Genomic DNA, 15,176 nt, shown 5'->3' on the forward strand with positions numbered 1-15,176 from the left:
CTGGATACTAATAATGATGTAGTGGCTCACTTTTGACGTGATCACTCTGGCTCAATTTAATATGGACAAAAACAATGATGATGTGCTCCACATCGTTAGTAGATGAGTAAGATTTGTAAGATGTGAGCATCGGAAATAAGCACCGTACCATTCTTAAAATGCGATGTAAGGGTGTTATCAATTTGTTCCATTAGAATTCTACCTGAACCGACTCGTTTGGAAAGGGTTGTTTTGTTTCGGTCTCTAGCTACTAATACACATACTTGTTCATTGGAAATACCTCTTTTGGAAGCAGAACCGCAACGTTTTCTTGGTTTTCGATTCGGAATAACTCTTCGTCCTTTATGGCTTTCCAAGAAGTATGTTTCATCTACTTCTACTAGTCCTTCAAAATTACCGATACTTTCTTTTGCGAGGGCAGACAACACTTTATGTCTCCAGTAAAAAGCGGTTACGTGAGTGATACCAATTAGTAAAGCTGTTTCACGAAGTGATAGACCTTTCAGCATACACTCTATTAATGGAATCCATTTATCTGTCTTTTTCGACCGATACATAGGGGAATTGGTCAAATCACTGCTTAATTTATATCAGTCTTTGCACTTATAACGTTGGCGACCATCTCGCTTCCCGTAACGAACCACTGATGTGTTTCCACAATGCCGACAATGAAAACCATGAGAAAACTTTCTCTCTCTCAATTCACCGATTAAAGATCCTTGTTGTGAGGCGGACGGCGAGAAATGGCGAGTTAGTTAATCTAAAATGTATTCTTTGTCCTTATCATTCAAGGAAGAAATATTAGCTATTATGTTCGTTAAAGTCATATGAATTGTCCCTTTTGTAATGTATACAGTCAGGCTACTACAAAAGAGGACGTTTTATTCAAAATCAACCAATAACTTTAACATAGCCTTCTAAAATTAAGTTTGATAATACATACTATCAACTTAAATAATAGTAGGAACTCTATTGTATATAACAAAGTTGAGCAGCTTCCCCCTATTTAGTTAATTTTCAGCTAAAAAGGTTTTATGTCAAAACGAAATGAATCATTCAAATGGATGGAAAGGAACTAAGGAACTTTTAAAGTTTCTTTCCTTTTGAGGTTCGGAGAAGTGTACTTTTACGACTGGTAGTATTTCTATAAAAATGGTATTCTAACTGTTAATTATAAAAAATCTGTATAATTAAGGTAAGAAATGAGAGGAAATGCAACAGAAAATTGAAAAAAAGAATGGAGGTTCATCTTTAACATTAATGAAATATCTAAACATTACATCTAATAAGTATAAAAGGGGAGATTAAATGTTCGATCAAAAAAGAATACGAGATTACGGAGTGAAAATTGGTCAATTAGAAACTGGTTCGCATAACGCTATCACAGATGTAAAAGGAGTAACAGTCGGGCATATGACACTTAGCGAAAATAATATGCAAACAGGGGTTACAGCTATTTTGCCGCATGAGGACAACATCTTTAAAGAAAAACTTATTGCTTCCAGCCATGTGATCAACGGTTTCGGAAAAACGATGGGTACTATTCAAATAATGGAGTTAGGTACTTTAGAGACACCAATTCTTTTAACGAATACATTAAGTGTCGGGTTAACTGCAGATACATTAATTGATTATATGTTGGAAAAAATCCTGAAATAGGACGCACGACTGGAACCGTAAATCCTGTAGTCGGTGAATGCAATGACATGTTCTTAAATGATGTAAGGGCAAAGTTTGTGAAGTCGGAACATGTTCTTCAAGCCCTAGAAAATACTTCGTCTGTATTTAGAGAAGGAACGGTTGGTGCAGGGACTGGAATGCTTTGTTATTCACTAAAAGGAGGGATTGGTTCATCCTCTAGGATAATGGAAATGGATCATGGAAAATACACAATCGGGGTTTTGGTGTTGTCCAATTTTGGTATTTTAAGCGATTTGTTGGTTAAGGGTAAAGTAGTTGGTCAAGAATTGAAAGAAGCAATCCTCGAATCTTATAAAGAAGAGGACAAAGGGTCCATCATGATTATCGTTGCGACCGATCTTCCAGTATCTGAGAGACAATTGAATCGGATAATAAAAAGGTACGTGACAGGTTTATCCAGAACGGGTTCAATCATTACAAATGGAAGTGGGGAGGTCATCATAGGATTCTCAACAGCCACCAAAATTCCGCATGACAAACCAGAGCATTGTCTCGCAATCCCTCAAATTCATGAAGCCGATATAGATTTAGCGTTCAGAGCTGTTGGAGAAGCTACGGAAGAAGCTGTATTGAATTCGTTAGTGACTGCAGAATCTGTGATTGGACGAGATGGGAATGAAAGACCAGCTTTTAAAGATTTAATCCAGAAGTTTAAAATATCGCTTAAGTGACGCAGCAAAAATGCAGTTAGTTTCCAGTTCAGTTTTATAAAAAAAGAGCAATTTGTTTTTGTGAAAAACATAGAAATAGTTGAAGTTGATGAAATAAAAGTAGTTAAAAAACCAAGAGCCACATGACAACCAATTATCTAAAACTATGAAGAGGGGTGAAGTATTGAATACATTCCTGGGACTAAAACATAGGTAAGTTATTAATGCATGTCACATTTGGCTCATCAAGCAACTTAAAATCAGAAAATGTATTAAAAATCGAGAGGATATCGACAGAGCATTATATAATCGATATCCGCAGTTATTTTATGTAATCATGAAGAATCATCTGAATATCCTCTCTCACCTGCTCCTTCCACTATCGACTTCTTTTTGCAAAAAGTTTTTTCTTTATGTTTAAGTAGTTTTTGATTTCAAAAGTCAAATAAAAAAGATTCGCCCGTACTTCAAATTCTTCTCTTGTCTTCGGTAACTCCATCTTACGGATCGAGGCATTTAATTCCTCTAACTCATTTAATGAAATGTCCGTTGTATCTCCCGAATGAACGTTCCGACTTAAATTCTCCAAGAACTCTGCAGAAATTTCTTTCTGTTTGACGTCAAGGCTGGATGAAGAGAAAATAGCAACGATTTTCATCATATGTTTTAGGAGTTCTAGTTGATCCTCTCGCATTTCTAAATAATAATAGTCTTTATTTTGTTTTCGCAACAGATGATTTTCTACATCTTGAATGGCAATGCTTTTGGATTGATTAATCAAATCTTCTACCTCAAGTATTTCTTTCCCATCCCAGTTTCGCATACTATCCCTTAAATGGGCGGAGAATTCAAAGAGAATAATTTCAAACTTTTGTTCAATCTCCTTCTTAAAAATTTCAATATCTCGCTTAAAATTAGGCATGAAACTATTGACGAGAAGAGCAATTCCCATACCGATGAGAATGATATAGAGCTCGTTCAGAAAAATAGCCCAGTTAGCATCCTTTACCGTATAAACATGTAATACGACAACCATGCTTGTGACAAAACCACCCTGGATGTGAGCTCTTACGAGGAGTGGAACAAATAATAATATAAATAATGAAAAGACAATCGGATTATAACCTAATACTTCAAACAACAAAGCACCAAGTATCAAAGATAAAAGAGAGGCAAAGAATTTATCCTTAATCGTAATTAATGTCTTTTTCTTTGTTTTTTCAATACACATAATAACGATAATTGCTGCAAATGTTGCAAATTCCAAGTTCAAGAAATTCGCAATCCAAATTGCCAGTCCTGCTCCTAAAGCAGTCTTTATCGTCCGATAGCCAATACCAATCATAGAAGCACCATCCTATTAATTTCTATGTAATTTCTTGTGGGTTACCTGTTTTATAAACATTCGATTGAATTCACATATATGTACATCATAACACCATACTCGGCTGGCATCAGCTTCTATGTATAGAAATATTCAAGTTTAATTCAACAAACGTAAGCATTTAAACTTTCATGTTTGTTTCTAACATAGGTTCAAAAATTCAACACAAGAAAAAAAATATTGGAAAAACCCTGTCGATATCAGCGTAATTAAACATTGATACAACAGGGTTTCAGATATGCGCTTATCTAATATATGGTCCTGACTGATCTCGAACCAGCGAACCCCACCTTGACGAATTTGTAACCCTTGAGTAACCTGATTAAATTCAATTTGGTAAAGTTAAATAAGTCTGGTTTAATAAGGTTTTCGAGATAGTGAAAATCATTTCAGTAAAATAAGAACGGTACCAAAAATTAATTATGCGGACAAAAGAGTAAACAGGTGCTGGAACACGTGGTGATGACATTACCCCTCACCATATGCCTTCTGCAAAATATCTACAAACAAAAGCAGAAGTACATAAAAATGATGGTGTAAGTTTGAATATGGAACATCCTCATCCTGGAAAAGGAGGAAGACACCGTCAAACAGAAACATATGGAATGCCTGGTAAGAAGTTAGAAGATTATCTCAACTTGCAACCTCGTGATGTTTTAGCGCGTAATATAATGGATGCAAGAAGTATTTATATAAAAGAAGGGCTTTATACTCCTGAGGTACGCTCAGCGTTAGTGAAAGTAATTAGATTAAATAAATCGAAGTATCCGGATATGTTTGATAGATAAAAAGGGGTAGACTTAATTGGAAATTCTGTTTGAACTTACTGAATTAAAGAATAATCGATTGTTAAGAGATGAGAATGAAGTAGTAAAATTTGAGAAATCTATAGAAAATATTTTAGAGATGAAAGATGTTAGTCATATAGAAATATTGTGTCAAGGGTTTGATGATTTAACTGAAAACGACGAAGTAATGTTTGGATTGATTCATGCCATTGAATCTTATGATAACATTGTTAATTCTGAAGCATCTCTAAAAGAATTAGCAAACTCTATTCCTAAAATGCTTCCTCATGCTAAGGAATGGTTAAAGAGACTTCACAAGAGGATCTTAAATAATGGACCATCGTTGAATATTTATAAGGAAATTATACCTACCTTGAATAAAGATATTCAGGAATATATTATTTCTCAATTAATTGCTATTAAAGATAAGAACCCAAGTAAATTTGAAAAAAGTGTAAATTTAATATTAGAATACTTAAAGTAATATTACAACCTTGATTGGCTACAACCTTTCAAGGTTTCTTTTTTTGTGGACTACTTAATAAGTATTGATTCGCGGTATGGCATATAAAGCTAGTGAGGTACAGGGGGGCTTCTACCTCTAATAAAAAGAAGTGCGTTCATACCACCGAATAGCTTAATGATTTCTATGTTTCTCAGACAACATAGCTATGCGAAGTAGAGCAGAATATGTAAACGGTGTACATTTGGACTGTCGGATATGATGGGACTGTTCTAAGCAGGGGCCAGGATATGGCATTCAAATATGCAAGAAATATCGATGAAAAGTACGGTAAAATACGAACTAAAAACAAGAAGCAATTTTCTTAGTTTTAGTGAGGGATTATATAAAAAAGAAGATCAGACTTTCCCAACTGATCTTGATACTGGAATCACCAGTATAGACATGCTAAAAGAAACGATAATGTTTTATTCAACCAAAGGCTGTCTAGGGGAAAGTGACCTATGATTGTCTTATATAATATTCTGCGAATTGAAATCTATTTAATGTAAAAACCTAGTGGAGTGAGATATCAAAATATTCATATCCCAATAAGTTTTGATAACAGGGCTATCATTTTAATATAGTTATAATAGCAACCTAAAGGAGACAGACAGTTGTTTTATCTTCTAAACGGAAGAAAAACAAAGAAAATAAAGGTGAAAATCGTCGTTATTGTATAAAAACTTGTTCGTTACCTTTCAATTTATTAACTACTCCGCCATTATACTCCAGCCACTTTTCCTTTTCTCGCTCCATTGCTCGATTTTGCCATTCAAACCAAACGTATGAACATTCACTACAATGACTCTCTACACCACTATTATTGTGCAAATCTCTACGTATAAATAAAGTCCTTTTGCGACAGCAGTAGCAATAAATTATTTTATCATCACTTTTTTTTATTATTATCATGAACATATTACCTCCAATATACAATATCTATTGTCTATTATTTGGTTATTTATTCTAAAACCAATAATTTTATTAAATAAATTGGCTGTGTTAAAGGTAAAGGATGATTTTTCGTAAATGGAATTATGAAGATTACCTACATATAATAAAATAAGTTTCAACCAAACTGGATATTTATGTTGAAGTTGAAAGATAAAAAGTTTGTGAAAGAATGTACTTAAACTTACGGAGCAGTTTAGTTTAAGATGAAATCTTAGAAACCAACTATAAAATGAAAGGAAATTCGAAGAGATGTAATATTAAAACAGCACTTATTAAGTGTAGTTTAATTTTTATATAAAAATTAACTAAATGAATGTGTCGACCGTCTATAGATAAGATAAAACTAAGGAAAGACCTGTAACCATTAATTTTTTCATTATAAGAAATAAATTTATAATTAACGAGGCAACCCCAAAATTTGATTTGGGTTGCCTCGTTAATTTATTGTAAAGGTAAAAATTAAGGAATTATTGCTTCCAAATAATTTTTACTATCTTACGTAAAAAAAATATATTAAATGAAGAAAAAAGAAAAGATTGTTCAGACACAAAGAGATTAAGATCTGTGTCAAAAATTTAAAGGCTATTGAATTTCCATACGTAAATCACCCGTCTTAGCTAATCCTCTAGCTTTGAGTAAATGATAAACAGTAAGAGAAATGACCGCTGGTAAAATGACGCCTAAGACAATATACATCAATAAAACCATCACACCTTGGTTAGCAAGAATATTTAAAGGTGCAATAAATGAGTTTAGGCCAAGTCCCGCTAATGTATAAGGAACTTCAAAGTGAAACAATAATATCGCGATTGGCGCACAAATGACGGAAGATAAAAATGGCCCTATAACAAGAAGTGGGTTTTTAACGAGATTTGGCACTTGTACTTTTGGTGTTAAAAATGATTGGGCAATATTGGCACCTAAATCATTTTGTTTAAAAGACATCACCGTAAATCCGGCAAACTGAGCCGTACATCCGATCAGTGCAGCAGCACTCGAAACTGGGTCAAGTTGTAAGGCAATGGCAATTGCTGCAGAAGACGCCGGAGACATCAGGAAAATACTCCAGACTAGTGCGATAACCATGGACCCCATCACAGGAGATCCTGAGACAGAGTTTGCGATAAATCTACTTAACTGCTCTAAAAGTGGGGTAGTAACTGCCGCTAATCCTACACCTGCGACACCTCCGATAAATATAGCTGCAAATGGAATAGCAAGCATATCTAACTTTGTCTTACCAGCAATACGCTTTCCAACCCAAACTGCAATAATGGTAGCTAACACGGCACTTAACGGTTGTCCTGTAGTAAGAATCCAGGCTCCATCCGAATTCATATGAAGGGCATTTGCACCGATTGTACTAGATGCCATCGCACTGAAAATAACTAATGTATTTCCACCTAGTTGATAAGCGATACCAGCACCAATTGCAGGCGCAAGCATAAGTTGTGCTGCCTTACCGATAGTTGTAAAGCCTTCCCAACCAGTAAATGTTCCGAACGTTTCAATCAGAAGGCCAATACCTAATGTGACAAGAACTGCATTTGCAAGTCCTTGAGACCCCTTATACATCCGTTCAACTATGTATTGTTTTGTCGTTTGTTTCATTTTCAAATACCTCCAAATATATTGCATTAAATATATTGCTAATTTTCAAAAAATAAAAAGCCCCCCGAATGGATGAGTAACTTAAGAATGAAAATAAGCTCTGTTTGTTTGATTATAGATACTTCTTCTGTTAAATTCCTTTCCACTTGTAAATTGTTATAATATTAATATAATTTCAGAAAGTAGTCAATACTATTCTAGTATTAGAATTGGTAAGAAAAAACCAAAGATCTTATGATATCTTCGGCCTTGCAATCTCTACTACATCACTTTTTCTTTTAATGCTTCAATAAAAATTTAATTAGATTCATATATGTTAGGCTCTGCACAGTTTCTTCATATTTATTCTCTATACTATTTCAAAGGATTGCGTTAATAAGTTTTCCCATAGTGTGACAAATCCTACATGGATTTTTTTGAATAATATTCTTTAAGGTTTCAAATCAGTCCATTAATTGCTGTTGGTAGCAAGGATGAGTTTCAGTTTCCTCATTTAACCTTGAACGCCAATTGTACTTCGTATTTGAGCACTAGACGTTAAACAGGCATATATTACTATACCGTGTCGTTTATATGTAAAGGAGGAAATCACAATGAAAAAAGAAAATTGTAATATGGGCTGGAACAAAGTACCCACTTAACGGAATGTTGACTATTCCTGATAAAGATAATGGATTGCTTCCTGCGTTTGTTTTAGTTCACGGCTCTGGTCCAAGTAACATGGATGAAAAAATCGGAAATAATCATCCTTTTAAAGACCTAGCTGAAGGTTTGGCGAAAAAAGGAATTGTAGTGCTTCGTTATGACAAGAGAACATTCGTATACGGCAACGAACTGAAAAAAGAAACTGGATTATCCGTTAAAGAAGAAACAATTGAAGATGCTATCCTAGCAGCTAACTTTTTACGAGCGGATTCGCGTATGGATGGAAACAAAATATTTATTATAGGTCATAGTATGGGAGGTATGTTGGCTCCAAGAATTAATGCAGAAGGTGGAAACTTCAATGGAATCATCATTATGGCTGGTTCGCCACGCAAATTAGAAGAAATTATGATAGACCAAAATAATGATGTTTTACATTCATTGAATAGATTTTTAAAAATAATTGCTAGAAAACAAATAGCAACAATATCAACCAAATTCAACAACATCTATAATCTAAATGAAGAAGAAGCAAAATCAACTAAAGTTTTGGGGAAATATGTTATGGCTTACTACTTCAAAGAAATGGGTGAACAATCCATCTAGCAATTATCTAAATGAATTAGAAAAACCAGTTTTAATTTTGCAAGGTGATAAAGATTTCCAAGTATCAGTAGAAAAAGAATTTGGTGGTTATAAAAAATTATTGGCAGACAATCCAAATGCGACTTTTAAACTTTACCCGAACCTAAATCATTTGTTTATGCCTTCAGTTTACGGCGAGATACTAAAAGCAAAAAAAGAGTATAAGGTTGCACAACAAATAGATAAACAAGTTATTGAAGATATTTCTGAATGGATTCTTTCTATTTAGGAAATATCATGTAAAATTTTTAGTTACCAAAGTAACTAAGCTGGAGGCGATAAATGTGTTGGTAGTTACCACAGAAAAAATTGAAGGTTACAAAATTCTTGAAGTAAAAGGACCTGCATTTGGTCTGATAGTAAGAAGCAGAGGCATCGGTGGCGATATCATGGCAGGGTTAAAATCTCTAGTAGGTGGAGAAATTAAACAATATACTGCAATGTTGGAAGATTCGAGAAAAGAAGCATTGGACCGTATGATAAAAAACGCTAATCAAATGGGGGCAAATGCAATTGTAATGATGAGATATGATTCTGGAGAAATCGGTAAAAACATGAGTGAAATTGTGGCATATGGAACTGCTGTTGTTGTGGAGTCAATTTAATGAAATTCATCATAGGCTATGTTGTTTTAGAAGTCATCATACTTATCGTATGCATATTGCTTGGATATTTTATCTATGACAAACGGTTTAAACGCAATCACGGTGTAAAAATTCCTGATGGTTTTCAATCGACGGAAGAAATAAGTATAGACCCTGTAACTGACGAGAAGACAAGAGTGTATTATAATCCTGATACAGGTGAACGCTTTTATAAAAATGAGAAATAATTGCAAATGCAATGAAAAAAAACGTGTTCTTTATTATGCTAAAAGAAGAATCATTTGGCATCCCTATTTTATTTAAATTACGCAAAATCCATATGCTAATCCCTTGTGGAAAAAGCTGCAATTTTGCGTGCTTTTTTACCAATTTTTCCACTTAAAGAGACCTGTTATTTTATAATGGTGTCTCTTTTTTCTGTATTGTACAATATTATTTAATATAGTCGCAAAACCTTATTCAACTAACGGGTGCTTGAGTGAAATATAGAGCTAATAATATAGCTCTCTTTTCTTGTTTACTAAAACACCCGTTAGTATTTTAAAAAGTACATAAAGAGGTAGCATACAATGAAAAAGATTGCATTGATTGGTTCAGGAGGGTCAGGGAAGTCTACTCTGGCATGATGATTAGGGGAAAAGTTGAACATAGAAGTATATCATTTAGATACATTGTTTTGGAAGCCAAATTGGACACCAACATCCAAAGAGGAACAAAGAAAAGTTCAAAATGAATTGGTTAAAAAAGAAGAATGGATTATTGATGGAAATTATAACTGTACAATGGATATAAGACTGAATGCAGTAGACACCATTATCTTTGTTGATATTAGTAGAGTAATATGCATCTACAGAGTTTTCAAGAGGATGATTCAATATCGCGGAAAATCAAGACCAGATATGGCAGAGGGCAACAATGAGAGATTTGATTATGACTTTCTGAAATGGGTTTGGGATTACCCGAAAACCAAGAAACCTGTTGTTTTAAATAAACTTGAACAATTACCAAATGATAAGAAAGTCATTATTTTAACATCTCTAAGAGAAGTTCAACTTTTTTTAGATAAAGTTAATAATGAGTTGTAATCTTATCTTAAAAGGGTTAAAGGAGATTTTTTCTTGAACTCCCATGAAAATTAAAATCTTCGATTTAGAAAAAAAGACAATACGAAATCTGACGCAGCTCAATTATTTTTTAAAAAAGTGCAGCGCCTAAATGAGAATCAAATTGTGGGTTGGATTAGGAGACATTTGGTTCAGTGATTGTCACGTTGTAACCTAAGTTTTCAAGTCTTCGAACAGAATATCGTACAATCGATTGTTCTTTTTGCTTATCAAAGTAATCTTCACCTAAGTCTACATACATTTCTTTGCGTGTTAGGAGATAGTAGCTGATTCTTAAAATGGCATGAGCTACTGATATTCCTGCACGCTTTTTACCTTTTCTTGATGCAGTACGCCTATACAGGGCTGCCAAATAGGTTTTAGATCCTCTGACAGAATGAGCTGCTTCAATTAATGCTGATTTCAAGTACTTGTTTCCTTTTCTCATGTTGGTTGATTTCCTTTTGCCCACACTCTCATTATGTCCAGGTACTAATCCTGCCCATGAACATAAGTGCGCGGAACTGGGGAATTGCTTCTCGACATCCGTACCGACTTCGGCTAAGATTTGTTCGGCCATTCGAGTGGCGATGCCGGGAATAGAATCTAATCGCTCAATATCTTCTTTGTGGGAGGATAATCTAGTAGACACCTCTTCGTTTAAGATTTCAATCTGCTCAGTAAGAAATTCGATATGGACCAAAATGGTTTTTAACATGAGACGTTGATGCGGGCTGATATATCCCCGAAGAGCTAGCTCCAGTTCACTTTTTTTCTTCTTCATTGATCGACGGGTTAGGCTAGCTAGCTTTTTGGATCATTTTCGCCATCGGCGATAGCGCGAAGCATATCAAGAGACGAAACACCCATGATGTCGGAGACAACGGAACCTAGTTTAATATTCGCTCCTTCTAACACCTTTTGAATCCGATTATGTTGTCTCGCACGCTCTTCAATGATACTTCGACGGTATCGAACTAACTCTCGTAATTCTCGCTGATTTCGGTCTGGAATAAAACTTGCTTTAAGTAGACCGTGTCGAAGAAGTTTGGCAATCCATTCGGCATCCTTTACATCGGTCTTGCGACCCGGTACTGCTTTCATATGTTGAGCGTTCACTATTAAAAACTCAATGCTCTCGGCTTCTAGCAAGTTAACAATAGGTTTCCAAAATACACCTGTACTTTCCATTGCTACGTGAGTACAACCATGCTCCTTAATCCAGTCAATTAACTGTAATAGAAATACAGTTTTAGTGGAAAACGTTTGAACCTCCTTTCCTTTTGGTGTAATAATACAGGCAGTAATGGAGTCTTTATGAACATCCATACCACATGCACGCTCAATGATTACTTCCATTGTAATCATCCTTTCTACGGCAAATAGTATTGGAGGCTGGTGCAATAACCAGAGTAGGATTAATCTCCCATGAGTGCTTCCCGTAAGGGAGCGACAGTCTGTGATGCACCGTGGTCGTTGGAGTCAGACTTACGGATGGGCTCTATGGCACCATAGTTCATCGACCTTCCTCTCCCAGCCGTAGTATCCTATACCCAGGTTTTCACATTTTCATTCTCTGTGGTGTAGCGCTGATTTTGCGCTACATGGATGGCTAACGGGTGCTTTACTTCAAGAAGGGGTAATGCCTTTTTTCTTATTGAACTAACGCGGCAGGATAGTTCAATAAGATAAAATTATGGTTATGTATAATTAATCTATATTTTCTTTTGAGAATTGTGCTTGTTATGATAAAGATGAAAAACGGAACCTTATTTCTTAAAGAAGTATGTATAGGAGATGAAACAAATGCAGTATTCTATCAAACCAATTGCCTTTGTAAATAATACTAGAAAAGATATTTTGGATGATAATTGGGGTTCAATCATATCAACAATTGAACTTGCGGAAAATATAAATGAATCTTCATTGAAAGGTATTAATGAATTCTCACACTTAGAAATTATTTTTTTCTTTGATAAGGTATCAGATGATAAAATTCATTATGAAGCAAGACACCCAAGAAACAATAAAGATTATCCTGAGGTTGGAATATTTGCTCAGAGAGGGAAAAATAGACCAAATAAATTAGGTGTAACTATTGTTGAACTTGTTGAACTAAAACAGCGAGTATTAATAGTTAAGGGATTAGATGCAATAGACGGAACTCCAATTATCGACATTAAGCCAGTAATGAAAGAATTTCTACCAAAAGATGAAGTAAGCCAACCGGATTGGTCAATCTCTTTGATGAAAAACTATTGGTGAGATTAAAAGTAATTATTTCATAAACTCTGTAAAAGTAACTTTTTACCATTTATTGAAATGAAGTACGAAATTAGATTGTGAAATATTGCACTTAAACTAGCAGGTGCTTTAGGAAAGATCATAGTGGTGCTCTAAGGCAACTCTTTTTTCTTATTGAACTAACGCAGCAGTTTAGTTGAATAAGGAATGACTAATAAAGAATCCAATTATCAATAAAAAATGGTAAAATGAAGAAAATAAGGTATGTTAGAGGTAATATACAGTTGTACTTGACCATTTCTATACAAGGGGATGTTTTAATGTTTAATGTGGGAGACATGATTTATCAAATTATAGTATTGGCGCTAATCGTTTTATTTGTAGTATCGTTTTCACTATTTATTAGGAGAATACTCTTGAATCAACAGGCAAAAAAGCATCAACTTAATGAACTTGAAAAGAAATTGGATAAAATAATAGAGTTAATGGATAAGGATGAAAATGAATTTTCTTTAAGAAAATAATAGTTGTGAAATATTACACTTAAACTAATGGGTGCTTTACTTCAAGAAGAAGTAAAGCCTTTTTTCTTTTTGAACAAAAGAAGCAGGTTAACTGAAAAAGTAATCAGACACTTTGTGGTTAAGATGAATAAATTTCTTTTTACGTTAACGGAGCTGTTATACAAAATAAAAAGTAAACTAATTGATTCTTTACTATTCATTTTAAATGGTGTACTCTAATTATAGAATGGTCGTTCTAAAATGTTTTTAAAGGAAATTGCCCATTAAGGAGAAGGAAGTAAAATGTCTAGAAATAGGGAATTTGATGAGAAAGTCGTCCTTAGAAAAGCGATGGAACTCTTCTGGAAGCAAGGATATGAAAAAACATCAATGCAAGATTTGGTTGATTATATGGGTATTCATCGTAGAAGTATATATGATACATTTGGGGATAAACGCTCACTGTTCTTAGCTTCTTTAAATTACTATGAAACGTTTGTTATCGAAACATTTACTGGAATTATCAGTAACTCTACAACAGTAAAGAAAGCTGTTCGGGATGTTTTTAATTATGTTATACAATCAGCTGAATTAGACGTCTATCCAACAGGCTGCCTATCAGTAAATGCTGCTGTAGAGCTATCCTTACTAGACCAAGATATTAAACATATAGTGACAAAAATGTTTAAAGATACTGAGGTTATGTTCGAGCAAATGCTTGAAGAAGGTCTAAAAAAAGGCGAGTTGAATGAAGAGCTAAATCCTCAAATTACTGCCCAATTTCTGCATAATAACCTTGTTGGTTTAAGGGTCATGGTTAAAACAAACTATTCAAAAGAGAAATTAGAAAGTATCCTTGATTTAATGTTGAAAGTGTTAGATTAGCGCTTTCTTTTTTCTTTATTAATTCTAGAACGGTCGTTCTTAAAATGTTAATGTGATAAAACAAAATTAAAAATAAGGAGAATTCATATGTCAAACTTCACAATACCGACAGAATCAACATTTATAGAGGCGAATGGTACACGTTTTGCTTACAGAAAATTTGGGGCTGAAACAGGTACACCTGTTGTTTTCTTAGTGCATTTTAGAGGGACAATGGAAAATTGGGACCCGAATATGGTTGCTCCAATCGCGAAAGAACGACCAGTCATTCTTTTTGATAATAAAGGTGTGGGGGAAACAAATGGGCAAACACCAGAAACTATTAGTGAAATGGCTCAGGATGCCGCAACGTTCATTAAAGCACTGGATTTAAATAAAGTTGATCTTTTAGGATTTTCAATCGGTGGAATGGTTGCACAAGAATTAGCATTACAAGAAGGAGACCTTATTCGTCGAATTATAATTGCTGGTTCTTCTCCAGAAGCAGGGGTAAACCCAGAACCAGTGATTTTTGAAAGAATGAAACGTCATGGAGGAAATGTAGACAATGCCATAGACAATTTCATGTTCTTCTTCTACAAATCAACTGAAACAAGTAAATCTGCTGGGATGGATTCTCTGCAACGAATTATGAGTCAGAAACAATTTGAAAGTTCAGATCAAGTTCAAGCTGCTCAACTTAATGCTGTTGCAAAATGGGCACAACCGAAGCCTGATCAAGATTATGACTGGTTGAAAAATATCCCTCACCCAGCACTTGTGACGAATGGCATCGAAGATGTGATGGTACCAACAAAAAATAGTTTTATCTTATCTGAGAAGTTACCAAATGCCCAATTGATTATTTATCCCGATTCTGGTCACGGACACTTATTCCAATTCCCAGAGTTATTTGCTGAGAATGTGAATTCATTTTTAGATGCCACATCACTATAAGATTTATAATAAGCAAA

14 protein-coding genes and 3 pseudogenes are annotated in these 15,176 nt (G+C 34.4%); 12 read left to right on the forward strand and 5 right to left on the reverse strand.

Annotation, left to right across the window (positions count from 1 at the left end; genetic code table 11):
* Nucleotides 1–16 precede the first annotated feature (16 nt).
* Nucleotides 17–827 (reverse strand): annotated as a pseudogene (locus ACN6MX_RS05975) (IS1595 family transposase); the annotation flags it as partial.
* Between the two features lie 481 nt (nt 828–1,308).
* Between ACN6MX_RS05975 and ACN6MX_RS05980 the strand changes: the two are divergent.
* Nucleotides 1,309–2,372 (forward strand): annotated as a pseudogene (locus ACN6MX_RS05980) (P1 family peptidase).
* A gap of 358 nt (nt 2,373–2,730) precedes the next feature.
* On the opposite strand, the gene ACN6MX_RS05985 reads toward ACN6MX_RS05980, so the two are convergent.
* Nucleotides 2,731–3,696 (reverse strand): aromatic acid exporter family protein, encoded by a 966-nt coding sequence (locus tag ACN6MX_RS05985; RefSeq protein ID WP_419961732.1) that lies wholly within the window; start codon nt 3,694–3,696, stop codon nt 2,731–2,733.
* Nucleotides 3,697–4,217: 521 nt separating this feature from the next.
* Here ACN6MX_RS05985 and ACN6MX_RS05990 point away from each other — a divergent pair.
* Complete coding sequence (locus ACN6MX_RS05990) at nt 4,218–4,523, forward strand: hypothetical protein (protein ID WP_419961733.1); 306 nt, start codon at nt 4,218–4,220, stop codon at nt 4,521–4,523.
* A 16-nt stretch (nt 4,524–4,539) separates the two neighbouring features.
* Nucleotides 4,540–5,007: an Imm30 family immunity protein gene (locus tag ACN6MX_RS05995; protein WP_419961734.1), complete on the forward strand. Its 468-nt coding sequence runs from the start codon at nt 4,540–4,542 to the stop codon at nt 5,005–5,007.
* A 690-nt stretch (nt 5,008–5,697) separates the two neighbouring features.
* Here ACN6MX_RS05995 and ACN6MX_RS06000 read toward each other — a convergent pair.
* Both ACN6MX_RS06000 and ACN6MX_RS06005 read right to left on the reverse strand, forming a co-directional pair.
* On the reverse strand, nt 5,698–5,940 hold the full coding sequence (locus tag ACN6MX_RS06000) for a hypothetical protein (protein WP_419961735.1): 243 nt from the start codon (nt 5,938–5,940) through the stop codon (nt 5,698–5,700).
* A 624-nt stretch (nt 5,941–6,564) separates the two neighbouring features.
* Nucleotides 6,565–7,593: a PTS transporter subunit IIC gene (locus ACN6MX_RS06005; protein WP_419961736.1), complete on the reverse strand. Its 1,029-nt coding sequence runs from the start codon at nt 7,591–7,593 to the stop codon at nt 6,565–6,567.
* Nucleotides 7,594–8,313: 720 nt separating this feature from the next.
* Between ACN6MX_RS06005 and ACN6MX_RS06010 the strand changes: the two genes are divergently transcribed.
* The 5 genes from ACN6MX_RS06010 to ACN6MX_RS06030 all read left to right on the forward strand — a co-directional run bounded on the left by ACN6MX_RS06010 (nt 8,314) and on the right by ACN6MX_RS06030 (nt 10,573).
* On the forward strand, nt 8,314–8,844 hold the full coding sequence (locus tag ACN6MX_RS06010; RefSeq protein WP_419961737.1) for an alpha/beta hydrolase family protein: 531 nt from the start codon (nt 8,314–8,316) through the stop codon (nt 8,842–8,844).
* Complete coding sequence (locus tag ACN6MX_RS06015) at nt 8,798–9,112, forward strand: alpha/beta hydrolase family protein (protein ID WP_419961738.1); 315 nt, start codon at nt 8,798–8,800, stop codon at nt 9,110–9,112. Before ACN6MX_RS06010 ends, ACN6MX_RS06015 begins: the two co-directional genes overlap by 47 nt.
* 55 nt (nt 9,113–9,167) lie before the next feature.
* Nucleotides 9,168–9,488 (forward strand): YbjQ family protein, encoded by a 321-nt coding sequence (locus ACN6MX_RS06020; RefSeq protein WP_419961739.1) that lies wholly within the window; start codon nt 9,168–9,170, stop codon nt 9,486–9,488.
* Nucleotides 9,488–9,715 carry a hypothetical protein gene (locus ACN6MX_RS06025; protein WP_419961740.1) on the forward strand — a complete coding sequence of 76 codons (228 nt, stop codon included), beginning with the start codon at nt 9,488–9,490 and terminating at the stop codon, nt 9,713–9,715. Before ACN6MX_RS06020 ends, ACN6MX_RS06025 begins: the two co-directional genes overlap by 1 nt.
* Nucleotides 9,716–10,129: 414 nt before the next feature.
* On the forward strand, nt 10,130–10,573 hold the full coding sequence (locus ACN6MX_RS06030) for a DNA topology modulation protein (RefSeq protein WP_419961741.1): 444 nt from the start codon (nt 10,130–10,132) through the stop codon (nt 10,571–10,573).
* 154 nt (nt 10,574–10,727) lie between these two features.
* On the opposite strand, the pseudogene ACN6MX_RS06035 reads toward ACN6MX_RS06030, so the two are convergent.
* A pseudogene (locus ACN6MX_RS06035) lies at nt 10,728–11,950 on the reverse strand (IS110 family transposase).
* Between the two features lie 447 nt (nt 11,951–12,397).
* Between ACN6MX_RS06035 and ACN6MX_RS06040 the strand changes: the two are divergent.
* From ACN6MX_RS06040 to ACN6MX_RS06055, 4 genes are all read left to right on the forward strand, one after another.
* Nucleotides 12,398–12,856: an SAM-dependent methyltransferase gene (locus ACN6MX_RS06040; protein WP_419961742.1), complete on the forward strand. Its 459-nt coding sequence runs from the start codon at nt 12,398–12,400 to the stop codon at nt 12,854–12,856.
* Nucleotides 12,857–13,155: 299 nt separating this feature from the next.
* On the forward strand, nt 13,156–13,359 hold the full coding sequence (locus tag ACN6MX_RS06045; RefSeq protein WP_419961743.1) for a DUF4083 domain-containing protein: 204 nt from the start codon (nt 13,156–13,158) through the stop codon (nt 13,357–13,359).
* A 282-nt stretch (nt 13,360–13,641) separates the two neighbouring features.
* Nucleotides 13,642–14,223 (forward strand): TetR/AcrR family transcriptional regulator, encoded by a 582-nt coding sequence (locus tag ACN6MX_RS06050; protein WP_419961744.1) that lies wholly within the window; start codon nt 13,642–13,644, stop codon nt 14,221–14,223.
* 87 nt (nt 14,224–14,310) lie between these two features.
* Nucleotides 14,311–15,159: an alpha/beta fold hydrolase gene (locus tag ACN6MX_RS06055; RefSeq protein WP_419961745.1), complete on the forward strand. Its 849-nt coding sequence runs from the start codon at nt 14,311–14,313 to the stop codon at nt 15,157–15,159.
* Nucleotides 15,160–15,176: the final 17 nt, after the last annotated feature.

This window comes from Psychrobacillus sp. BM2 (assembly GCF_048572895.1).
Classification (GTDB): domain Bacteria; phylum Bacillota; class Bacilli; order Bacillales_A; family Planococcaceae; genus Psychrobacillus.